This window comes from Streptococcus sp. CCH8-H5 (genome assembly GCF_001556505.1).
Classification (GTDB): domain Bacteria; phylum Bacillota; class Bacilli; order Lactobacillales; family Streptococcaceae; genus Streptococcus.
The window spans coordinates 1-296 of sequence record NZ_LSIZ01000019.1; the positions used below are offsets into that span (position 1 = coordinate 1).

At 37.5% G+C, this 296-nt stretch carries 1 pseudogene; it reads right to left on the reverse strand.

The features are described 5' to 3' along the window. Positions 1-95: 95 nt before the first annotated feature. A pseudogene (locus AX663_RS00700) lies at positions 96-296 on the reverse strand (glucosyl transferase); the annotation flags it as partial.

Here is a 296-nt window from a genome sequence, read left to right on the forward strand (position 1 = left end):
TAACTTTGTGAAGTTTAAAATGTACTTTCTTTTCCATGATAATTCTCCTTTCATTTTAAATCTGTCATTATTGAGAAGGAGTCTCTATAACTTCATTAACTAATGAGTGTTCCGTTTCCGTCCGCATCAAAATGATAGGTTTCCCCTTTTATAGTAATGTCAATATTTGACAAACGGGCACCTGAGTTGGCATCGTAGTAGTGGATTTTACCATCAACGGTGACTAGTTCACCTTTGGCTTGTTTACCGTTACTGTGGAAGTAGACTGGGACATTGTCAATGGTTTGTTCACCGGT